This window comes from Massilia forsythiae (assembly GCF_012849555.1).
Lineage (GTDB): Bacteria > Pseudomonadota > Gammaproteobacteria > Burkholderiales > Burkholderiaceae_D > Telluria > Telluria forsythiae.
This window is the reverse complement of the sequence record NZ_CP051685.1, coordinates 3,078,622-3,101,225: the sequence shown is the minus strand read 5'-3', so window position 1 is coordinate 3,101,225 and position 22,604 is coordinate 3,078,622. Positions and strand designations below refer to the sequence as shown.

Below are 22,604 nucleotides of genomic sequence, written 5' to 3'. Positions count from 1 at the left end.
GTCACTGTTTTGACTTCGAGAACTATTAGGCACATAATAAATTTCATTAGCGAAATACGGCGCCCGCAGCCGGCGCCGGCAATCCGGTGAAAGTCCTTGAGAAAACGTTGCAATCGAACTCATCCTGAGTAAGAGCACGTGCCGGCGCGGCCACCGCGCCGCGGGCAGATCGCAGGTCATGTAACAACCGGATGAGAGCAGGAACACCGCCCGCCGTTTCGCGCCAGGCAACTGGCGCCGGACCATGGATGGGCGCCCCCGGCAGGTTCAGGACGGGGCTTGGGTGGCCTTTCTTCAGTGGCCACCGAACAGTGATCGGTGTCAGACCATTTGAGGACATTCACATGACCATTTTCGACAACTACGCAGCCCGCTACGAGCGTACCCGGGAAGAGGAATATTCTCTGTCGGAGTATCTGCAACTCTGCAAGAAGGATCCCCTGACCTACGCCAGCGCTCCCGAGCGCATGCTGGCCGCCATCGGCGAACCCACCCTGGTCGATACCCGCCTCGACCCGCGCCTGTCGCGCATCTTCGCCAACAAGGTCATCAAGATTTATCCGGCATTCCGCGAGTTCTACGGCATGGAGGAAGTGATCGAGCAGGTGGTTTCCTATTTCCGCCATGCGGCCCAAGGCCTGGAAGAACGCAAGCAGATCCTTTACCTGCTGGGCCCGGTGGGCGGCGGCAAATCCTCGATCGCCGAAAAGCTCAAGTCGCTGATGGAACAGGTGCCGTTCTATGCGATCAAGGGTTCCCCGGTGAACGAGTCGCCGCTCGGCCTGTTCAGCGAAACCGAGGATGGCGCCATCCTCGAGGAAGACTACGGCGTGCCGCGCCGCTACCTGCGCAACGTACCGAGCCCGTGGGCGGTGAAGCGCCTGCACGAGTTCGGCGGCGACATCAACAAATTCCGCGTGGTCAAGCGCTATCCGTCGATCCTGAAGCAGGTGGCAATCGCCAAGACCGAGCCGGGCGACGAAAACAACCAGGACATTTCCTCGCTGGTCGGCAAGGTCGACATCCGCAAGCTCGAGGATTATTCGCAGGACGATCCGGACGCCTACAGCTATTCCGGCGGGCTGTGCCTGGCCAACCAGGGCCTGATGGAATTCGTCGAGATGTTCAAGGCCCCGATCAAGGTGCTGCATCCGCTCCTGACCGCGACCCAGGAAGGCAACTACAAGGGCACCGAGGGCTTCGGCGCGATCCCGTTCGAAGGCATCGTGCTGGCGCACTCGAACGAATCGGAGTGGAAGACCTTCCGCAACAACCGCAACAACGAGGCCTTCCTCGACCGCATCTACATCGTCAAGGTGCCGTACTGCCTGCGCGTGTCGGACGAGATCAAGATCTACGACAAGCTGTTGCGCAATTCGTCGCTGGACAAGGCGCCGTGCGCGCCCGGCACGCTGCGCATGATGGCGCAGTTCGCGATCCTGTCGCGCCTGAAGGACCCGGAAAACTCCAGCATCTATTCGAAGATGCTGGTGTACGACGGCGAGAACCTGAAGGACACCGATCCCAAGGCCAAGTCGCTGCACGAATACGTCGACTATGCCGGCGTGGACGAAGGCATGAACGGCCTGTCGACGCGCTTCGCCTTCAAGATCCTGTCCAAGGTGTTCAACTTCGACAATACCGAGGTGGCGGCCAATCCGGTGCACCTGCTGTACGTGCTGGAACAGCAGATCGAGCGCGAACAGTTCCCGGGCGAGACCGAGCAGCGCTACTTCTCGTACATCAAGGAGCACCTGGCGCAGCGCTACGTCGACTTCATCGGCAAGGAAATCCAGACCGCCTACCTGGAAAGCTATTCGGAGTATGGCCAGAACATCTTCGACCGCTACGTGACCTTCGCCGACTTCTGGATCCAGGACCAGGAATTCCGCGATCCGGACACCGGCGAGAGCTTCGACCGCGAATCGCTGAACGCCGAGCTGGAAAAGATCGAGAAGCCGGCCGGCATCTCGAACCCGAAGGATTTCCGCAACGAGATCGTCAACTTCGGCCTGCGCGCGCGCGCCACCAACGGCGGCAAGAATCCGGCCTGGACCAGCTACGAAAAGTTCCGCACCGTGATCGAGAAGAAGATGTTCTCGAACACCGAGGAATTGCTGCCGGTGATCTCGTTCAACGCCAAGGCCAGCGCCGAGGATGCGACCAAGCACGCCGACTTCGTGGCGCGCATGGTGGAAAAGGGGTATACGCCGAAGCAGGTGCGCCTGCTGTGCGAATGGTACCTGCGGGTGCGCAAGTCCTCGTGAGCGGCGTGCCGCGGACGGCATGTTCGATGGCACGGCCGTGGCGTTGCGCGGCCGCCGCCAGCATGGCGGCGCGATACGGTGTAGGCTAGCCTCATCGAAGTCCGGTATGCCAACCACGTAACGGCGCGGCGCGTTAAGTTAAGATCGGGGGCTCGTCCCACCGCGCATTTCAGCAGGAGGTCTGTTTTGACTTACCTCATCGACCGACGCTTGCAAGGCAAGAACAAGTCTGCGATCAACCGCGAACGCTTCTTGCGACGCTACAAGGCGCAGATCAAGGATGCGGTCGGCCGCGCGATCAAGGGTCGCTCGATCACCGACATCGAGAATGGCGAAAAGGTCTCGATCCCCGTCAAGGACGTGAACGAGCCGCGCTTCGGGCATGCCCATGGCGGCGTCTGGGAGACCGTCAATCCCGGCAACACCGAATACCAGAAGGGCGACCAGTTCAACCGCCCGCGCAGCGGCGGCGGCGGCGCCGGACGCGGCAAGGCCGGCAACAGCGAGCAGACCACCGAGGACGACTTCATCTTCGAACTGAGCCGCGAAGAATTCATGAATTATTTCTTCGAGGATCTCGAGCTGCCGAACATGATCAAGACGCAGCTGACCCAGGTCGTCGAATTCAAGAACCAGCGCGCCGGCTACAACATTTCCGGCACACCGTCCAACATCCACGTGCTGCGTTCGCTGCGCGGCGCGCTCGGCCGCCGCATCGCGGTCGGCGGTCCCTCGCGCAAGCAGCTCACCACGCTGGAGCACGCATTGCGCGACCTGCGCGAAGAAGGCGCAGAGGACGACGACCCGCGCGTACTCGACCTGAAGCACCAAATCCACCACATCCACACGCGCCTGCTGGCGATTCCCTTCATCGACCCGATCGACCTGCGCTACAGCAACCGCATCAAGGTGCCCAAGCCGTCGACCGCGGCCGTGATGTTCTGCATCATGGACGTGTCCGGTTCGATGGACGAAAGCCGCAAGGACACCGCCAAGCGCTTTTTCATTCTGCTGTACCTGTTCCTCAAGCGGGTGTACGAAAAGATCGAGGTGGTCTTCATCCGCCACCACACGGCCGCCGCCGAAGTCGACGAGAACGAATTCTTCCATTCACGCGAATCGGGCGGCACGGTGGTGTCCTCGGCGCTGCACATGCTGAACAAGATCATCGGCGAGCGCTACAGCAGCGGCGACTGGAACAGCTACGTCGCGCAAGCGTCGGACGGCGACAACTGGGACAACGATTCGGTGCTGTGCAAGCAATTGCTGAACAACGCCATCATGCCGCGCGTCCAGTACTACACCTATGTCGAGATCACCGACGGCCCGCCGCAGAACTTGTGGGAGCAATATACCGAGGTGGCGTCCACGCATGCGAACTTTGCCATGCAGAAGATCGTGACGCCCTCCGATATCTATCCGGTGTTCCGCGAACTGTTCAAGAAGCAGCCCAAGTAGACGAGGCACGCCCATGCCAAGAGATCCCGCCAACCCGCGCGCCCTGCCCGAGCAGTCGGAATGGACCTTCGACCTGATCGAGCAGGCGCACGAGGAAATCCGCCGCGTGGCCAGGAAGTTCGGCCTGGACACCTACCCCAACCAGCTCGAGATCATCACCGCCGAGCAGATGATGGATGCCTACACCTCGGTGGGCATGCCGGTGTCGTACAACCACTGGTCGTTCGGCAAGCATTTCCTCAGCACCGAGAAAAGCTACAAGCGCGGCCAGATGGGCCTGGCGTACGAGATCGTCATCAACTCGAACCCGTGCATCGCCTACCTGATGGAGGAAAACAGCCTGACCATGCAGGCGCTGGTGATCGCGCATGCGGCCTACGGCCACAATTCCTTTTTCAAGGGCAATTACCTGTTCCGCACCTGGACCGATGCCGACGCCATCGTCGACTACATGGTCTTCGCCAAGAACTACATCGCCGAGTGCGAGCAGCGCCACGGCATCGACGCGGTCGAGGAATTGCTCGATTCCTGCCACGCGCTGCAGAACTACGGCGTCGACCGCTACAAGCGGCCGGCCAAGCTGTCGGTAGCGCAGGAATCGGCGCGCCAGAAGGAGCGCGAGGAATACATCCAAACGCAGGTCAACGAACTCTGGCGCACGCTGCCGCGCCGCGAGGAAGTGCAGAAGGATGCGCCGCCGCCGCGCTTTCCGGTCGAACCCGAGGAAAACCTGCTGTACTTCATCGAGAAGTACGCGCCGCTGCTGGAACCGTGGCAGCGCGAACTGGTGCGCATCACGCGCAAGATTTCCCAGTACTTCTATCCGCAGCGCCAGACCCAGGTGATGAACGAGGGCTGGGCCACGTTCTGGCACTACACGATTTTGCAGGAGCTGCACAAGGAAGGCATCGTCGGCGACGGCTTCATGCTGGAGTTCCTGCAGAGCCATACCAACGTGGTGTACCAGCCACCGGCCAACAGCCCGTACTACAGCGGCATCAATCCGTATGCGCTGGGCTTTGCCATGATGACGGACATCAAGCGTATCTGCGAGAATCCGACGGCCGAAGACCGCAGCTGGTTTCCGGACATCGCCGGCAGCGACTGGCGCGCCACCCTTGATTTCGCCATGCGCAACTTCAAGGACGAGAGCTTCATCGCGCAATACCTGTCTCCCAAGCTGATCCGCGACTTCCACTTCTTTGCCGTGCTGGACGACGACCGCAGCGACAAGCTGACGATTTCGGCCATCCACGACGAAGCCGGCTACCGCTACGTGCGCCAACAGCTGGCCGAGCAGTACAACCTGGGCAACCGCGAGCCGAACATTCAGGTCTGGCAAGTCAACACCCGCGACGACCGCGCCCTGACGCTGCGCCATACGCAGTTCCAGCGCCGCCCCCTGAACCAGCAGGCGCACGAAGTGCTCAAGCACGTTGCACGACTGTGGGGCTTCGACGTGCGCCTGGAAACGGTGGACCCGTCCGGACGCGTGGTCAGCAGCCTGGAATGCCGCCGCGAGAAGCGCGCCCGTTATTGACGCCTTCCGCCTGCGCCGTTCCGGTGCAGGCAACATTGTCTTGGCAATGCCCTGACTGTCCTGCACAATCTCCCATCCACATGATGTAGTCGAACTACCTTTCGACGGCACTGCTGAGCCATATCAAGGAGCAGTGCGTATATAAGTGCTGGTCATGGATTTCCCCGGCTGGTGCTCGTCAACAGTACACACCCCCGGGGCAAACTTGGCTATAGTTAGCAGAAAGTTCACATGCGTTACATGTCTCATTTGCATGGGAATGGAATTTGCATGTAAAGTGCGGGAAACTACGTATGCACCGCAATGACTCACTCGACCAGAAAGGACCCCTGCCGACCATCCAACGACCCTTTATAAGCGCCTCCAGGGTGTTCGCAAACTCGTCTAACTGATGAGTTCGTTTGCTTGTTTTTACAGGCAGATAGCCCCTCTTAGAAGGCTTAAAAATGTATGTGCAAAAAAGAATTCGTAGGTATAATTCTTCGATGTCCCGGATGCGGCCCTGAGTTTTTGTCGTGTTTAGTGGGTTTAGTAGCAACAAAAAAGAGATGGTATTGGAGAAATATGGCATGAATTTTTCGCATGAGAAGAACCCCGGGAAGAATCTCACAGGCATAGCCATCGTCATCGTGTTGCACGTTCTGGTGGCATGGGCGATTGTGAATGGCCTTGGCACCCGGATCGTGAGCAAGGTGACTGAAGCTGTGGAGACGAAGCTGATCGAAGAAGTGAAGCCGCCGCCGCCTCCGGAAACCCCGCCGCCGCCGCCGCCGCCGGAAATGAAGGCGCCACCGCCGCCGTTCATCCCGCCGGTCGAGGTGCAGGTGCAGCAGCCGCCGCCGCCGCAAAACACGATCGCCGCCGCGACCACCACGCCGCCGCCGACCACCAACCTGGCACCGCCGGCACCGCCTGCTCCGCCGGCACCGCCTGCCCAGCAGGCAGCGCCGAAGGGTCCGGCAGCTACCGCGGCAGTCGTGGACTTCAACACCTGCGCACGTCCGGAATACCCGAAATCGTCGCTGCGTAACGAAGAAACCGGTACCACCACCCTTCAGTTCCTGATCGGCGTGGACGGTCGCGTGCTGGATGCCAAGCTGCAGAAGTCGAGTGGCTTCCGCGACCTGGACCGCGCCGCGCAAGCAGCGCTGAGCAAATGCCGCTTCAAGCCGGGCACGGTGGATGGTCAGCCGCAACAGTCCTGGGCACCGGTGCAGTACGTCTGGACGCTTGAATAAAAACCGAGACGGCACTCGTCTCAACCTGTAATTCGTTGTTAATAGTTCAGCGAACTGTTTATTTTAAATTTTTGGAGGAAGCATGTTTAAGAATACCCGTTTGTCCGCTGCGCTGGCGGCTGTCCTGTTCTCGGTAACGGCGGCATCGGCTGTGGTCTCGGCACCGGCCTTTGCACAAGATACCAATGCAGGCGCCACCGCTCCGGCGGCAAGCGCACCGGCCGACACCGCCGCTCCGGCAGCAGCCCCGGCCACCGACGCCGCCGCGCCGGCAGGTGCAGCCCCGGCTGCCGGTCCGGCAGGTACCAAGGAAGAAGTCAAGAACCCGTACGGCATCGGCGCCATGTGGGCCGAAGGCGACTTCGTCAACAAGGGCACCATCATCATCCTGTCGCTGATGTCGATCGGTTCCTGGTACATCATCATCACCAAGCTGCTGGACCAGGCCAAGGTGATGCGCCAGTCGAAGGAAACCACCCAGAAATTCTGGAAGGCACCGTCGATCGCCGCCGGCTCGGCACAACTGAAGGATGGCTCGCCGTTCCGTTTCATCGCTGAAACCGGCACCAAGGCAACCCAGCACCACGACGGCGCCCTGCTCGAGCAGATCGACCTGTCGACCTGGGTGACCATGCAGATCCAGCGCGCCGTGGACAAAGTCCAGTCGCGCCTGCAGGATGGCCTGTCGTTCCTGGCAACCGTCGGCTCGACCTCGCCGTTCGTCGGCCTGTTCGGTACCGTCTGGGGTATCTACAACGCACTGACCGCCATCGGCATGTCGGGTAATGCATCGATCGACAAGGTCGCCGGTCCGGTGGGTGAAGCGCTGATCATGACCGCCTTCGGTCTGTTCGTCGCCGTTCCGGCCGTTCTGGGCTACAACTGGCTGGTCCGCCGCAACAAGGCAGCCATGGAAGACATCCGTTCGTTCAGCGCCGACGTGCACTCGGTCCTGATCTCGGGCGCCATGTCGACCTCGGACGCCGCTCGTGCCGCTGCGGGCACCAAGAAAGTGGGATAAATCATGGGAATGAGTGTCGGCTCCGATTCCGGAGATGAAGATGCCGTCCTGTCAGAGATCAACACGACGCCGCTCGTCGACATCATGTTGGTTCTCCTGATCATCTTCCTGATCACCAGCCCGGTGGTTTTGAAGCTGCAAAAGGTTAATCTGCCAGTGGAAACAAACCAGGTCACCAAGACCAAGCCGGAAGACATTAACATCACGGTCAATGCCGAAGGCGAGATGTACTGGAACCAGAAGCGCATCAGCAATACCGATGAGCTGTTCAAGTTTTTTGCAGAACAATCGGTAAAAGTGCCTCAACCAGCGGTGAAGGTGCGCGGTGACCAGGCAACCCGTTACGAGTCGATCGGCCGGGTGATCTACACTGCACAACGTGCTGGGGTGCAAAAAGTCGGTTTCGTGATCGAACCGCCGGACAAGGGCTGATCGTCCTGCCGCTCGGGAAGGCCAACCCGCCAGCCGTATCGCGGGATGGCTTCCTGATGGCGCCGGGCTCGTCCCGGCGCTTCTGCTTCCCCAACATTTGAAAAGGAAACACCATGGGTATGAACGTAGGTTCAGGCTCCGCCAAGGGAGCCGATCCGGAACCGATGATCGAGATGAACATGACGCCGTTGATTGACGTCCTGCTCGTTCTGATCATCATGATGATCATCACGATTCCGAGGCAAAACCACTCCGTCAATTTGAACATGCCGGTGGGCAAGCCGCCACCGAAGGTGGAAGAGCCGCAAGTGGTCACGATCGACGTGGACTTCGACGGCACCATCCTCTGGAATGGTCAGGCGATTCCCGATCGCGCGACCCTGGAAGCCAAGATGAACGAAACCGCCGCGATGGCCAACCAGCCGGAAGTGCACCTGCGTCCGAACAAGCTGGTCGAGTACAAAGTGGTGGCCGGCGTCATGGCGACGGCACAGCGTCTGGGCGTCACCAAGATTGGTATGGTCGGTAACGAACAGTTCCAATAAAACGCTTTGGCTATAATGAACACGGCAGGGTTTCCCTGCCGTGTCTATTTTGAAGAAAGAAATTCGATAATGTCCAAGTTCCGCCTCGCACATCTCGGCCTCGCACTGGCCGCTCTCGGATTCACCGCCGCCGTACCGGTGGTCGGACTGGCCCCGGCCTACGCGGCCGAAACCCTCCGCGCCGAAATCGGCAAACCGCTGCAGCAAGCCCAGCAACAGATGAAAGCGGGCAAGAACAAGGAAGCGCTGGCGACCCTGCGTCAACTTGACAGCGTCGGCGGCAAGAATGCCAACGAAACCTACCTGATCGAGCGCACCCGCGCCGGTGCCGCTTCGGCCGCAGGCGATTACGCCGCCGCCGCCAAGTCGTTCGAATACCTGATCGATTCGGGCAAGCTGTCGGCTTCCGACAAGGCGAATTTCTCGAAAGGCCTGGTCGGCATCTACATGCGCGCCGGCGACCTGAACAAGGCCAACGCCGCCATCCTGGCCCAACTGAAAGAGCGCAACGATCCGGAACTGCGCGCTTACCTGCTGCAGAACTATTACAAGCAAGGCAACGTCGCCGCGCTGGAAACCGAACTGCGCAATGCCGAAAAGGCCGGCCGCCTGACCGAAGACGAACTCGGCATGCTGGCCAACATCCAGCTGAAGAAGGGTGACAAGGTCGGCTACGTCGGCACCATCGAAAAACTGGCCGCCAATTATCCGAAGGCACGCTACTGGGAAGACCTGCTGAACCGCGTGCAGGGCAACCCGGGGTTCTCGAGCCGCCTGACGGTCGACGTGTGGCGCCTGAAACTGGCCAACAACCTCATGAAGAAGCCGAGCGAATTCATGGAAATGGGCCAGCTGGTGTTGCAGGCCAAGGCCCCGGCCGAAGCCGTCAAGGTGGTCGACAAGGGCTACAAGGCGGGCGCACTCGGCACCGGTCCGGAAGCCGAACGCCACAAGCGCCTGAAGGACCTGGCCGAGAAGAACCTGAGCGAGCAGAACAAGGACCTCGCCGCCACCGAAGCCGAATTCACCAAGGTGGGCGACAACGACAGCCTGGTGGCCCTCGGCTACAGCCTGGTGCAGGCCGGCCAGGCCGACAAGGGCCTGAAGATGATGGAAACCGCTATCAAGTCGGGCAAGCTGAAGTATCCGGAAGACGCCAAGCTGCACCTGGGCGAAGCCTACGCCGTGGCCGGCAAGAAGGCGCAAGCCATCAGCACGCTCAAGACCGTGGGCGGCAAGGATGGCGCCGCCGAACTGGCGCGCTACTTCATCATGGCCATCAACCATCCGATGTCGTGATCGCTCTGCTGCCGGCGGCGTGGCCGCCGGCAGCGAGTACGCGCCTCCGCCCGGCCGGTCCGGGCGAACCGAAGCGCCGCCTGCCCCGTGCAGGCGGCGCTTCTTGTTTTGCGCCTGCCGGTCGTGCGGGCATCCCTTCCCCATGGTCATTGCGCTGTGCAACATGCCAGTTGCCGTATAATCCTGTATTTCGCACCGGAGCACGAATCATCCAATGAAGGTATTTCGCGGACTTCCCAACGACAGGGCGCGCGCGCCCTGCGCGCTCACGATCGGCAACTTCGATGGCGTCCATCGCGGACACCAGGCCCTGTTGGCCCATGTGACCGCCAGCGCGCGCCGTCTCGGACTGGAAGCCGCCGTGATGACGTTCGAACCGCATCCGCGCGAATACTTCGCCCAGCGCGCCAACGATTTGTCCAGGGCGCCGGCGCGCATCGCCAACTTGCGCGACAAGCTGGAATCGCTGTCGAACGCCGGGGTCGACCGCGTCATCGTCGAGCATTTCAACGAACACTTCGCCGCCATGTCGCCCGACGATTTCACGCAGCGCGTGCTGGTGGAGGGCCTGCACGTGAAATGGCTGATGGTCGGCGACGATTTCTGCTACGGCGCCCGGCGCGCCGGCAACGTGGCGCTGCTGGCGGAAGCCGGCAAGCGCCATGGCTTCGAAGTGTACAGCCTGCCGGCGGTGCTGCACGACGCCACCCGCATCTCGTCCTCGGCCGTACGCGCCGCACTGGCGCAGGGGGACTTCAACGCCACCCGCGCCCTGCTCGGCCACGATTATTCGATGTCCGGCCACGTGATCCACGGCGCCAAGCTCGGCCGCACCCTCGGCTTCCCGACCCTGAACCTGCGCGTGGTGCACCGTCCCGCATTGGCCGGCATCTTCGTGGTGCAGGTGCACGGCCTGGCCGATGGGCCGCTGCCGGCGGTGGCCAGCCTGGGCGTGCGCCCGACCGTGGAAGATGCCGGCCGCATGCTGCTCGAAGTCCATGTGTTCGACTGGAACCAGTCCTGCTACGGCAAGCTGGTGCGCGTGGAATTCCTGGCCAAGCTGCGCGACGAAGAAAAGTATGTCGACCTGCCGACCCTCACCGCCGCCATCGAACGCGATGCCCGGCAGGCGCGCGCCTGGTTCGCCCGGCGCGCGGGCGGCGGCGCCGTGACCGCCACCGACCGAATTTGACCGCAAGCCCGAGCACGCTTGCGCCCCAAGCGGGCGAGGCGGCGCCGGGTTTGCCTACCACGCATTTGCACACGAACCACTGGCGCGGCCGTCCGCCCACGAACAACAGCAGTCCATCCTAGAAGAAATCCATGTCCGATACCAAACCAGGCCAACAGCAAGGCCAGAAACCGCAGAACGCCGGCAAGCAAGGCGCCAAGAAGCCGGAAAGCAAATACCCTGTCAACATGACCGATACCGCGTTCCCGATGCGCGGCGACCTTGCCAAGCGCGAGCCGGGCTGGGTCAAGCAATGGCAGGACAAGAAGATTTACGAACGCGTGCGCAAGGCGGCCGCCGGCCGCCCGAAGTTCATCCTGCACGACGGTCCGCCCTATGCCAACGGCGACATCCACCTGGGCCACGCCGTCAACAAGATCCTGAAAGACATGGTGGTCAAGTCGCGCACCATGGCCGGCTTCGACGCGCCCTATGTGCCGGGCTGGGACTGCCACGGCATGCCGATCGAGATCCAGATCGAAAAACAGTTCGGCAAGAACCTGCCGACCGCCGAGGTACTGCAAAAGGCGCGCGCCTATGCACTAGAACAGATCGACCGCCAGCGCGCCGGCTTCATCCGCCTGGGCGTGCTGGGCGAGTGGGACAACCCATACATGACCATGGCCTACGGTAACGAGGCCGACGAATTGCGCGCCCTGGGCACGCTGCTGGAAAAGGGGTATGTGTACCGCGGCCTGAAACCGGTGAACTGGTGCTTCGATTGCGGCTCGGCGCTGGCCGAGGCTGAAGTGGAATACCAGGACAAGCGCGACCCGGCGATCGACGTCGGCTTCCCGTTCGCCGAACCCGACAAGCTGGCCCGGGCGTTCGGCCTGGCGCAGCTGCCCGAAGGCGACGGCTTCATCGTGATCTGGACCACCACGCCCTGGACGATCCCGTCCAACCAGGCGCTCAACGTGCATCCGGAAGTGACCTATGCGCTGGTCAGGACCGAGCGCGAAGGCAAGCCTCTGCTGCTGCTGGTCGCCAAGGACCTGGCCGCGAACGTGCTGGAGCGCTACAAGCTGGAAGGCGACATCGTCGCCACCACCGAAGGCGCCAAGCTGGAAGGCATCCGCTTTAAGCACCCGCTGCACGCCGCCGATCCGTTCTACGACCGCACTTCGCCGGTCTATCCGGCCGACTATGTGACCACCGACAGCGGCACCGGCGTGGTGCACTCGGCGCCCGCCTACGGCCTGGAAGACTTCCAGTCGTGCAAGGCGCACGGCATGAACGACAACGACATCCTGACGCCGGTGCTGGGCGACGGCCGTTTCGCCGGCACCCTGCCGCTGTTCGGCGGCATGACCATCTGGGAAGCGTCCAAGCCGATCTGCGATGCCTTGCGCGCGGCCGGCGCCCTGTTCGAATTCAAGATGTTCGAGCACAGCTACATGCATTGCTGGCGTCACAAGACCCCGATCGTCTACCGCGCCACCAACCAGTGGTTCGCCGGCATGGACACGACGCCGGCGGACGGTGGCCCGACCCTGCGCGAGACCGCGCTGGCCGGCATCGAGGAAACCGAATTCTTCCCGGACTGGGGCCAGGCGCGCCTGCAAGGCATGATCGCCAACCGTCCGGACTGGACCCTGTCCCGCCAGCGCCAGTGGGGCGTGCCGATGGCCTTCTTCATCCACAAGGAGACCGGCCAGCTGCATCCGCGCACCCCGGAACTGCTGGAGCAGGTGGCGCAATTGATCGAGCAAGGCGGCATCGACGCCTGGCACCGGCTCGACGCGCGCGACCTGCTGGGCGACGACGCCGACCTCTACGAAAAGAACCGCGACACGCTCGACGTGTGGTTCGATTCCGGCACCACCCACCAGACCGTGCTGCGCGGCTCGCACAAGGAACAACTGGGGTTCCCGGCCGACCTGTACCTGGAAGGCTCGGACCAGCACCGCGGCTGGTTCCATTCGTCGCTGCTGACCTCGTCGATGCTGAACGGCCGTCCGCCCTATAAAGCGCTGCTGACGCACGGCTTCACCGTCGACGAACACGGCAAGAAGATGTCGAAGTCGCTGGGCAACACGCTGGCGCCGCAAAAAATCTCGGACACGCTCGGCGCCGACATCCTGCGCCTGTGGGTGGCCTCGACCGACTACACCGGCGAACTGTCGATCAGCGAAGAGATCCTCAAGCGCGTGACGGAATCGTACCGCCGCATCCGCAACACGCTGCGCTTCCTGCTGGCCAACACCTCGGACTTCGATCCGGCGGCCAACGCCGTGCCGGTCGAACGGATGCTGGAGATCGACCGCTGGGCGCTGGCCGAGACCGCGCGCCTGCAGGACGACGTCGCCGCGCACTTCGAGCGCTACGAATTCCACCCGGTGGTGGCGCGCCTGCAGAACTTCTGCTCGGAAGACCTGGGCGGCTTCTACCTCGACATCCTGAAGGACCGCCTGTACACCACCGGCGTCGATTCGCCCGCACGCCGCTCGGCCCAGACCGCGCTGTGGCACATCGCGCACAGCCTGCTGCGCGTGATGGCGCCGATCCTGACGTTCACCGCCGAGGAAGCCTGGGCCGTGTTCGCCGGCACGAAGACCTTTGCCGACAGCGACGAGACCATCTTCACCCAGACGCTGTGGGCCTTCCCGGCGATCGCCGACGGCGCCGCGCTGCTGGACAAGTATGCGCTGCTGCGCGCGGTACGCGCCGACGTCACCAAGCAGCTGGAAGAAGTGCGCGCGGCGGGCGCCATCGGTTCCTCGCTGCAGGCCGAGCTGGCGATCAAGGCCGCCGGCGACAAATACCGCACGCTGGCGAGCCTGGACGACGACTTGAAATTCGTGTTCATCACCTCGGCGGCGGCGGTCGACGAAGTGCAGGACGCGGCCCAGGAAGCGGTGGCGGTGACGCCGTCGGCGGCGGACAAGTGCGAGCGCTGCTGGCACTACCGCCGCGACGTCGGCCATGACCCGGCCCACCCGGGCCTGTGCGGCCGCTGCACCAGCAACCTGTTCGGCAGCGGGGAACAGCGCCGCTACGCCTGATGCAGCCCTGGCGCCGGCCACGCCGCGATGCGGACGCGGCCGGCGCCTTTCCTTCGTCTCCCACCACCACCGTCATGGCCACCAAAAAAAAATCGACATTTTCCGCCGTCTCGCGTCCCAGCCTGGCCCCGTGGCTCGGCATCGCCTTTCTCGTGATCCTGCTCGACCAGATCACCAAGATCATGATCACGCGCCTGTTCACCCTGGGCGAGGAAAAGCCGGTCACCGGCTTCTTCAACCTGGTGCTGGCGTATAACCGCGGCGCGGCGTTCAGCTTCCTGTCCGACCAGGGCGGCTGGCAGCGTTATTTTTTCACCGCCATCGCGGTGGCCGCGGTCGGCTTCATCCTCTACCTGCTGCGCAAGAACGCCGGCCAGCGCATGTTTTGCTGGGCGCTGGCGCTGATCATGGGCGGCGCGCTGGGCAACCTGATCGACCGCCTCGCCTACGGGCACGTGATCGACTTCCTCGATTTCCACCTGGCCGGCGTCGGCCATTTCCCGGCCTTTAATATCGCCGACAGCGCGATCTGCATCGGCGCCTTCCTGTTCATCGTCGACGAACTGCGCCGCGTGAACAAAAACTGAAGCGGAGAATCGAATGAGCATGGACCTGAAGGGCAAGAAGATCGTCCTCGGCCTGTCCGGCGGCGTGGCCTGCTACAAGGCCGCCGAACTGTGCCGCGCGCTGGCCAAGGCCGGCGCCACGGTGCAGGTGGCGATGACCGAAGCTGCGACGCACTTCATCGGCACGGTGACGATGCAGGCGCTGTCCGGACGCGCCGTCTATACCGACCAGTGGGATGGCCGCGTTGCGAACAACATGGCGCACATCGACCTGACGCGCGACGCCGATGCGATCCTGGTGGCGCCCTGCTCGGCCGACTTCCTGTTCAAGCTGGCGCACGGCGCCACCGACGACCTGCTGTCGACGCTGTGCCTGGCGCGCCCGCACCACGTGCCGCTGCTGGTGGCGCCGGCCATGAACGTCGAGATGTGGGAAAAGCCGCCGACCCGGCGCAACGTGGCGCAATTGCGCGAAGACGGCATCCGCATCCTGGGCCCGGCCGCCGGCTCCCAGGCCTGCGGCGAGACCGGCATGGGCCGCATGCTGGAACCGCACGAATTGCTGGAAGAACTGGTGGCCTCGTTCCAGGCCAAGGTGTTGTACGGCAAGCGCGTGCTGATCACCGCCGGCCCCACCTACGAAGCGATCGACCCGGTGCGCGGCATCACCAACCTGTCGTCCGGCAAGATGGGCTATGCGATCGCGCGCGCCGCACGCGAGGCCGGCGCCGAGGTGACGCTGGTGTCCGGTCCCACCGCGCTGGCCACCCCGCACGGCGTGCGCCGCATCGACGTGCAGAGCGCGCAGCAGATGCTGCAGGCGGTGCAGGCGGTGCTCAACGACGCGCCGGCCCAGCACGTATTCGTGGCGGTGGCCGCCGTGGCCGACTGGCGCGTCGAGAACGCCAGCGCGCACAAGATCAAGAAGGATGGCAGCGCCATGCCGGAACTGAAGTTCGCGCCGAATCCGGACATCCTGGCGCAAGTCGCCGCCACCACCTCGCTGAGCGGCTGGCCGTATTGCGTCGGCTTCGCCGCCGAATCCGAGAACCTGATCGAATACGGCGCCGCCAAGCGCGAGAAGAAAGGCATTCCTTTGCTCGTAGGCAACATCGGACCGCAGACCTTCGGTCAGGATGAGAACGCGATCGTGCTGTTCGACGAAAGCGGGCACACGGTCCTGCCGCGCGCGTCCAAGCTGGAGCTGGCGCGCCAGCTGGTCTCCGAAATCGCCAAGCGCCTGGAACGGCGCTCGCTGCTGGACTGACTCACGCCCTGCCGCATCACCGCTATCCACCGTATCAACCGAACCCCTGCCTCACCGAAGCCGCAATGAACACCATCGACCTGAAAATCCTCGACCCGCGCATGAAGGACTTCCTGCCGGCCTACGCCACCGCCGGCAGCGCCGGCCTCGACCTGCGCGCCTGCCTCGATGCGCCGCTGACGCTCGCACCCGGCCAGACCGTGCTGGTGCCGACCGGCCTGGCGATCCATCTCGCCGATCCGGGCTATGCCGCCATGATCCTGCCGCGTAGCGGGCTCGGCCATAAGAACGGCATCGTGCTGGGTAATCTGGTAGGCTTGATCGACTCCGACTACCAGGGTCAGCTGATGGTGTCGACCTGGAACCGCGGACAATCCGCCTTCACCCTGCAGCCGATGGACCGTCTGGCGCAGCTGGTGGTGGTGCCCGTGCTGCAGGTGGGTTTCAACGTCGTGGAGGACTTTGCATCGAGCGACCGTGGCGCCGCGGGATTCGGCAGCACCGGCCAACAATGACAACATGAGGAGCACATGACCCGTATCCGCCGCCCGCGCCCAGCCGCCGTCACGCCTGCGCTGGGATTCACCCTCGCCCTGCTGCTGTCGGCCTGCGCCACGCAGGCGCCGCGTCCGATCCAGGCGCCGCCCGTGGCGCCGCCGCGCGCCGCGGAACCGGGTCCGGCGCCGCTGTCGCCGCAGATCGCCGCCGCCGCCGACACCCTGAGCCGGATGGCGGACCTACAGGACCGGCTGTACAAGGTGGCTGCGCCGCTCCTCATCCAGAACGCCGAGCTGTGCAAGGGCCAGGCGCGCAACCTGCTGGGCTTCACCGCCAAGAACCGCTGGTCCTACCCGGGCGACTACAACGAGGCGGCTCACGTCGCCTTCGGCATGGAAGAGCGCCTGCAGGTGACCGGCGTGCTGGCCGGCAGCGGCGCCGCGCGCGTCGGCCTGCAGACCGGCGACGTGCTGCTGGCCGCCGGCGGCAAGCCGTTGCCCACCGGGCAGAACGCGCTGTCGCAGGCCGGCGGCATCTTCAGCCGCATCATCGCCACCCAGGCCACGCTGCCGATGACGATCGCGCGCCGCGACAGCGAGCGCCAGCTGGCGATTCCCGCCACGCGCGCCTGCGCCTTCGCCATTGAGCTGGGCAATGCCGACATCGTCAACGCCTATGCCGACGGCAGCCGCGTGCTGGTCACGCGCGGCATGCTGAATTTCACGCGCGACGACGACGAGCTGGCCTTCGTGCTGGCCAAGACGATGGCGCACAACATGCTCGGCCACCCGGGCCTCCAGCGCAACAAGGAGACGCTGGCCAGCATCGTCGACAACCTGCGCAGCGTAACGCCGGATACCTCGATGCTGATCGGCAGCGGCGGCATCAAGGCCATGCCGGCCGACGCCGACGCCGCCGCCGACCGCCTCGGCATCTACCTGGCGGCGCGCGCCGGCTACGACGTCGCCGACGCCCCGGCCTTCTGGCGCCGCCTGGCCGAAGCGGCGCCGCCCACGGTGCTCAACGGCTACGGCGCCAACCACCCGGCCCTGCCGGCGCGCCTGGCGGCGGTGGACAAGGCACTGGGAGAAATCCGCAGCAAGCGTTCCGGGAAGAAGACGCTGGTGCCGTAGACCCGATGGTAGAACTACGGCCTTCCGCGTCGTCCCCGCTCAGGCGGGGACCCATGCTGAGTGATCGAAGTCGATCCTTCAAAAATGACCTGGCGTTTCAAAAGTAGCCGTTTCTGTCATTTCGGTATGGGTCCCCGCCTTCGCGGGGACGACGCTTCAAGGCCTGTGGCATCAGGCAGTGCCCGAGATGCCCGCTTGCGTACCTGTACTGCTCTTTCTATTTCCCCGCACCAGTCCCCGCATTGTGCGTATCATGTCCCTCCCGCCGCCGCCCCGATGAATTCGACGGCAACAACCGGGAAGCGCCGCCCCGCCGCGCCAGTGACAATATGCCCCTTGATCCGGGGAGAAAAACCATGAGCACCGCCAACCTGCTGCGCCTGATCCTGCTTGCCGCCATCTGGGGCGGTTCCTTCCTGTTCATGCGCATCGGCGCGCCGGTGCTGGGGCCGGCGCTGCTGATCGAACTGCGCGTGCTGTTCGCGGCGCTGTTCCTGGCCGCGGTCGGCCTGGTATTGAAGCGCGCGCTGCACCTGCGCGCGCACTGGAAGCATTACGTTATCCTCGGCTTCTTCAATTCCGCCCTGCCCTTCTTGCTGTTCGCCTTCGCCGCGCGCACCCTGCCGGCCTCGCTGCTGTCGGTGCTGAACGCCACCGCGCCGATGTGGGGCGCGCTGCTGGGCGCCGCTTGGTCGCGCCAGGCGATCGGGGCCAGGAGCGCCATCGGCCTGGTGCTGGGCACGCTGGGGGTGGCGCTGCTGGTCGGCTTCGACCACGCCTTCGCCCGCCCCGGCGCCGCCATCGCGGTGGGCGTGGCGCTGCTGGCCGCCTTCAGCTACAGCGTGGCCAGCCTGTACGCGCGCTCGGCGCCGAGCGTCGAGCCGTTCGCCAATGCGCACGGCACCATGTGGACCTCGGCGCTGATGGTGCTGCCGGCCCTGATGGTGTTTGCGCCGGCAGGCGCGCCGACACCCGGCGTGATGGCGGCGGTGCTGGCGCTGGGCGTGCTGTGCAGCGGCGTCGCCTACATCCTGTATTTCCGCCTGATCGAGGAAGTCGGCGCCACCTCGGCATTGACGGTCACCTTCCTGAATCCGCTGTTCGGCATCCTGTGGGGCGTGCTGTTCCTGGGCGAGGCGATCGGCTGGTACACGGCCGTGGGCGCCGCCGTGGTGCTGGCGGGCATCGCGCTGGTGACCGGTTTCGCGCCGCGCTGGCTGACGCGCCTGCGGCCGCACGGCAGCCGCGGCGCCGGACTGCCTGCGCAGCGGCAAACGACCGAATGAGCCTGCACCGTCTCGACATCGCGCTGCCGCCCGGCTACCGGCGTCAGGATGCCATCGCCTTCCACGGCCGCGACCGCGAAGCGCTGGCGGAACGCGTCTCCGAGGACCGCCTGCGCAAGGGCGTGCTGCTGGACGGCGCGCCGGTGCTGCTGGACATCGCGTTCGAGGACGGCTGGGCGCGCTGCAGCGTGGACGTCGCGAACGGCCTTGCCGACGCGGACGGCGCGCCGCCGGCGCGAGCGCAGGCGGCGCTGCTGAACACGCTCGGCCTGCGCATCGACCCGGCGCCGTTCGCATGCGCGGTGCAGGACGACCCGCTGTTCGGCCCGCTGGTGCGGCGCGTCGGCAGCCTGCGCGTGATCCAGTCCGCCACCGTGTTCGAAGCGCTCACCTGGGCCATCATGGGCCAGCAGATCAACGTCGCCTTCGCGATCGCGCTGCGCCGCAGTTTCATCCTGCTCGCCGGGCGCCGCCATCCGGATGGCTTGTGGTGTTATCCGGAAGCGGCCGACGTGGCCCGTCTCGATGTAGAACAACTGACCCCGCACAAATTCTCGCGCGCAAAGGCGGAAACCCTGCTGCGCCTGGCGCGGCTCGCGGCGGACGGCGCCGTCTCCCTGGACCGCGATGCCGACCTCGGCGGCATCAGCGCGCGCCTGCTGGCGGTGAAAGGCATCGGTCCCTGGACGGTGAATTACGCATTGCTGCGCGGTTACGGCTATCCCGATTGTTCGCTGCACGGCGACGTGGCCGTGCGCAGCGCCATCGGCCGCCTGCTGGACATGCCCGAGCGGCCCAGCATGGCCGAGGCCGAGGCCTTCCTGCAGAATTATCGTCCGCACCGCACCATGGCAGCCGCTTACCTGTGGGCCAGCCTGGGCTAGCACATGCCCATGTATGACGTGATTCCAAACGAGCGATTATCATAGTGCTAGCAGAGCCGCCATTCAGGCCGGCTCGCCTCGAAAGGACAGCATGACATTACGACCATGGATCGGCGCGCTGCTGCTCGGCTGCGCCGGTGCCGCCTGGGCCCAGACTACTGCCCGGCAACCCGCCGACGACCAGACCGCCACGCTCGCGCAAGACGATCACGGTGCCTACCTGTCGATCGGCTTCGGCGACGGCCGCATGCACGGCCAGAACGACACCGGCACGCGCTGGATGCAGCACCGCACCTTCGAAGTGCGCGCCGGCCGCCGCGAACCGGAGCTGCTCGGTGGCGGCCGCATCGATTTCATCCACTACAACGAAGGCCATCCGGACAACAACCACCGCGACGGCTTCGCCGTGCAATGGCTGGCCGTGCGCCCGCTCGGCCGCAACGTCAGCGGCGAATTCGGCGCCGGCCCCTACCTGAGCATGAACACCACGATCGCCGACGGCCGCCAGCAGGACGATTCGCACCTGGGCCTGTTGCTCAGCGCCACGCTGCGCTTTCCGCTCGACAGCGGCTGGGCCAACCTGCCCGACGGCACCCACCTGCGCGTGGGCGTGAACCAGGTGATGATGCACGATGCGCACAACTCCACCGCCGTACTGGTCGGCATCGGCCGCCAGTTCGGCGAAACGCGCGCCGAGCCGGATACCGAACCGGCCACCGGCCCCTGGTGGGTCGGCGGCTCGATCGGCCGCTCGATCACCAACCTGTCGAATACCGACAGCGCCAATGCCGGCGTGCTGGAAGCGCGCAAGTACCTGGACGAGCGCATGGACCACTGGGCGGTGTCGGGCAAGGCCATCTATGAAGGCAACGACGGCACCCGCGTCGACCGGCGCGGCCTGGCCGGACAGCTCTGGTACGTGCAGCAGGTGACGCCGCGCCTGTCGATGAGCGCCGGCCTCGGCCCCTACGTCGCCTGGAACAAGTACGACGCCGACCGTACCCGCGCCAACGTCCTGATCAGCTTCCAGGCGGAGCGCGCGCTGTCGCGCCGGACGCGCGCATTCGTCAACTTCAACCGCGTCAAGACCTTCCGCCAGACCAACGACCGCGACCTGTTCCAGCTCGGTATCCTGAAGCGCTTCTGACAGGCGCCTCCAGAAACCTGCCGCGCGTTGGCGTGCCGGCTCAATTCCAGCGCGGCATGCCGTCGAACTGCTGGGCGCCCTCGCCCGCGAAACGGATCAGTTCCGACAGCGGCACCGTAGCCAGGTTGTCGCGGCCGTAACGGCCGCCCAGCGCGCTGGGAATCCTGAGGCAGTACTTGCGGCCTGCCGCCAACGGTCCCAGCGTGGATTCGGCCAGGCGCACTTCCTCGGGCATGTACCACTCGTTGAGGAATGCCTGGTTGTATGACAGGGCGTCCAGGGCAGCGCGGTCGTCGGCGACCGGCTCGCAGCGGAGGTCTGGCGGCGACAACAGCCAGTAGGTGTCGGCGTCGTCGCGGATGATCAGGTTGCCGAAGGCGTTTTCGCCCAGCACTTCCACGGCGTTCAGGCCGACCCAGCCCCAGGCTGCATTGATCTCGTCCACGGGAATCATCGCATCATGCTCCATCGGATAATTGGCACGATGGTTGGACAGCGGGCATCGGGAACTGTCGCGTCGGCTTGAACGACATTTGCGCTGGATCGCAGGCGGCGCCGGCATGGCCCCTCCCGCGTCCGCAGATCAGCGCGCCGCCAGGCGCTTTTTCAGGCGCATCGGCGTGTTCTTGATGTTGTAGAACAATCCCGCCGCCGCGCGCAGCGCGTACATCGAGGCCGGCACCGGCCGGTCGTGGGCCGGCGGACCGAAATTGCCCTTCATGAAATCGTAGATGCCCAGCATGGCCGCCTTGCTGTGGCCTTCCAGTCCGTACTGGTGGAAGCGGCTGGCATCGAACCACGCCTTGTCCATCAGCCGCAGCCACAGCAGGCTGCGGTATTTCGGCGGCGTATTGGCATAATAAAAAAGCAGTTCGTTACGCTGCAGCAGGTAGCTCAGGTAGGACGGGAACTCTTCCAGCTTCTTCCTGTTTTCATGCAGGACGGTTGCCGTGAACACGCAACGGCTGGACCATCCCCTGGCGGCCAGCCTGACGCCGATCTCGTTGTCGTCGTAATACGCGAACAGGCGGTCGTCGAGCAAGCCGACTTCCTTCAGGGCGGACACGCGGAACAGCACGGCGGTGCCGTCAACCCAGGTTTCCAGCGGATGTTCTTCCTGAAAACGCCGCGCTTCCTCGATGTCGAGGATGCGCCGCGAGCAGCGCTTGTCCCACTCGTGGGTATTGACGCAGCGGGCAACGGTACCGTCGTCGATGTCGCGCAGGATCGGCGACACCACGCCGCAGCGCGGGTGCTGCTGGATTTCCGCCACCAGTTCGCGCAAGGTGCCGGGCGTGACCTTGGCGTCGTTGTTCAGCAGCCAGATGAAATCGTAGCCTTCCTCGATCGCCATCTTGATGGCGACATTGTGTCCGCCGGTGAAGCCCAGGTTGTTCGGCAGGCACTTGAGCACCACATCGGTCGACGCCAGCGCGGCGGACAAGGCCGCCGCTTCATCGTTGCGCGATCCATTGTCGATGACCAGCGTGGTGACGTCGGCGGGCGTGCTTGCGCGCTGGTCCTTCAACGATTCCAGGCAGGTCAGGGTCTTTTGCAGGCCATTCCAGTTCAGGATGCTGATCAGCACCCTGGGACGTTGCGCGCCGGCCACGGTGGCGGCGGAGGGGGAATGGTCGGATGTTGGAACGCTCATGGGCGGACTACCTTAGAAAGAGGACGCGATGTACGTCAAACGCAATATGGTCTGAATCCTGCACGGTGACGCGCGGGCAGGCGACAAGGGACGCTTGAACGAACAAGATCCCACGGCACGTGCGACGCTTGGG

The 22,604-nt window shown here is 64.3% G+C and carries 19 protein-coding genes; 17 read left to right on the top strand and 2 right to left on the bottom strand.

The annotated features are described in order from the left end of the window. Nucleotides 1–344: 344 nt before the first annotated feature. The 17 genes from HH212_RS13300 (at nt 345) to HH212_RS13220 (ending at nt 20,817) form a co-directional block, all read left to right on the top strand. Nucleotides 345–2,267 carry a PrkA family serine protein kinase gene (locus tag HH212_RS13300; RefSeq protein ID WP_170202906.1) on the top strand — a complete coding sequence of 641 codons (1,923 nt, stop codon included), beginning with the start codon at nt 345–347 and terminating at the stop codon, nt 2,265–2,267. A gap of 186 nt (nt 2,268–2,453) precedes the next feature. Further along, nucleotides 2,454–3,725: a YeaH/YhbH family protein gene (locus tag HH212_RS13295; protein WP_170202905.1), complete on the top strand. Its 1,272-nt coding sequence runs from the start codon at nt 2,454–2,456 to the stop codon at nt 3,723–3,725. 13 nt (nt 3,726–3,738) lie between these two features. Then, complete coding sequence (locus HH212_RS13290) at nt 3,739–5,265, top strand: SpoVR family protein (protein WP_170202904.1); 1,527 nt, start codon at nt 3,739–3,741, stop codon at nt 5,263–5,265. 569 nt (nt 5,266–5,834) lie between these two features. Next, nucleotides 5,835–6,503, top strand: coding sequence for an energy transducer TonB (locus tag HH212_RS13285; protein WP_170205426.1), 669 nt, complete (start codon nt 5,835–5,837; stop codon nt 6,501–6,503). Between the two features lie 82 nt (nt 6,504–6,585). Next, entirely contained in the window at nt 6,586–7,524 is a 939-nt protein-coding gene (locus HH212_RS13280) for a MotA/TolQ/ExbB proton channel family protein (protein WP_229217702.1), read from the top strand. 3 nt (nt 7,525–7,527) lie between these two features. Continuing rightward, entirely contained in the window at nt 7,528–7,956 is a 429-nt protein-coding gene (locus HH212_RS13275; RefSeq protein WP_170202903.1) for an ExbD/TolR family protein, read from the top strand. 113 nt (nt 7,957–8,069) lie between these two features. Further along, nucleotides 8,070–8,501, top strand: coding sequence for an ExbD/TolR family protein (locus tag HH212_RS13270; protein ID WP_211172491.1), 432 nt, complete (start codon nt 8,070–8,072; stop codon nt 8,499–8,501). Nucleotides 8,502–8,570: 69 nt separating this feature from the next. Then, the gene (locus HH212_RS13265) at nt 8,571–9,800 is read left to right on the top strand and encodes a tetratricopeptide repeat protein (protein WP_170202902.1); all 1,230 of its coding nucleotides are present in this window, start codon (nt 8,571–8,573) and stop codon (nt 9,798–9,800) included. A 214-nt stretch (nt 9,801–10,014) separates the two neighbouring features. Beyond that, nucleotides 10,015–10,992 (top strand): bifunctional riboflavin kinase/FAD synthetase, encoded by a 978-nt coding sequence (locus HH212_RS13260; protein WP_170202901.1) that lies wholly within the window; start codon nt 10,015–10,017, stop codon nt 10,990–10,992. A 131-nt stretch (nt 10,993–11,123) separates the two neighbouring features. Continuing rightward, entirely contained in the window at nt 11,124–14,036 is a 2,913-nt protein-coding gene (gene ileS / locus HH212_RS13255) for an isoleucine--tRNA ligase (RefSeq protein WP_170202900.1), read from the top strand. A gap of 74 nt (nt 14,037–14,110) precedes the next feature. Continuing rightward, on the top strand, nt 14,111–14,623 hold the full coding sequence (lspA, locus tag HH212_RS13250; RefSeq protein WP_170205423.1) for a signal peptidase II: 513 nt from the start codon (nt 14,111–14,113) through the stop codon (nt 14,621–14,623). A 19-nt stretch (nt 14,624–14,642) separates the two neighbouring features. Continuing rightward, nucleotides 14,643–15,869, top strand: coding sequence for a bifunctional phosphopantothenoylcysteine decarboxylase/phosphopantothenate--cysteine ligase CoaBC (gene coaBC / locus HH212_RS13245; RefSeq protein ID WP_170205422.1), 1,227 nt, complete (start codon nt 14,643–14,645; stop codon nt 15,867–15,869). Nucleotides 15,870–15,934: 65 nt separating this feature from the next. Beyond that, on the top strand, nt 15,935–16,384 hold the full coding sequence (gene dut / locus HH212_RS13240) for a dUTP diphosphatase (RefSeq protein ID WP_170202899.1): 450 nt from the start codon (nt 15,935–15,937) through the stop codon (nt 16,382–16,384). A 15-nt stretch (nt 16,385–16,399) separates the two neighbouring features. Further along, complete coding sequence (locus tag HH212_RS13235) at nt 16,400–17,500, top strand: M48 family metallopeptidase (RefSeq protein WP_170202898.1); 1,101 nt, start codon at nt 16,400–16,402, stop codon at nt 17,498–17,500. Nucleotides 17,501–17,856: 356 nt separating this feature from the next. Next, complete coding sequence (locus HH212_RS13230) at nt 17,857–18,786, top strand: DMT family transporter (protein WP_170202897.1); 930 nt, start codon at nt 17,857–17,859, stop codon at nt 18,784–18,786. After that, nucleotides 18,783–19,670, top strand: a complete 888-nt coding sequence (locus HH212_RS13225; protein WP_170202896.1) for a DNA-3-methyladenine glycosylase 2 — start codon at nt 18,783–18,785, stop codon at nt 19,668–19,670. The genes HH212_RS13230 and HH212_RS13225 overlap by 4 nt, the downstream gene beginning before the upstream one ends. A gap of 91 nt (nt 19,671–19,761) precedes the next feature. Then, nucleotides 19,762–20,817, top strand: coding sequence for a hypothetical protein (locus tag HH212_RS13220; RefSeq protein ID WP_170202895.1), 1,056 nt, complete (start codon nt 19,762–19,764; stop codon nt 20,815–20,817). Nucleotides 20,818–20,857: 40 nt separating this feature from the next. On the opposite strand, the gene HH212_RS13215 is transcribed toward HH212_RS13220, so the two are convergent. Then, nucleotides 20,858–21,271, bottom strand: a complete 414-nt coding sequence (locus HH212_RS13215; protein WP_170202894.1) for a T6SS immunity protein Tdi1 domain-containing protein — start codon at nt 21,269–21,271, stop codon at nt 20,858–20,860. 129 nt (nt 21,272–21,400) lie between these two features. Next, a complete protein-coding gene (locus HH212_RS13210; protein ID WP_170202893.1) occupies nt 21,401–22,471 on the bottom strand; it encodes a glycosyltransferase family 2 protein in 1,071 nt (356 codons plus the stop codon). Nucleotides 22,472–22,604 lie beyond the last annotated feature (133 nt).